A 297-nucleotide genomic window follows, 5' to 3' on the forward strand; every position below is an offset into this window, starting at 1 on the left:
CGTCCGCGCAGAATCCCGCCTCTGCCATGTGGATCACCTCCGCGCAGGCGTCGCTGTCTTGCAGCTGGATGACATCGACATCCTCGGGGGCCACTCCGGACTCCTCGAAGGCGGCCCGGGATGCGTACACCGTGGGCGACATGTCCTCCTCGACAGGGGCGAAAGTTGCGTGCACCTCATAGGTGCCGTAATGGCGGGTGCGGATCTCCACCGCCCGCACATACACGGGTTTCGACGTGAAACGATGTACGATATCGGTGCGGCACATGATAACCGCTGCGGCCCCCTCATCGGGCG

The 297-nt window shown here is 64.3% G+C and carries 1 pseudogene; it reads right to left on the minus strand.

Going from position 1 to position 297, the window contains the following annotated elements:
* Window positions 1–297, minus strand: a pseudogene (locus F6Q13_RS17640) (thiolase family protein); the annotation flags it as partial.

Origin of the sequence: Mycobacterium sp. (genome assembly GCF_008709575.1) — a bacterium.
In the GTDB taxonomy this organism is placed as follows: Bacteria; Actinomycetota; Actinomycetes; order Mycobacteriales; family Mycobacteriaceae; genus Mycobacterium.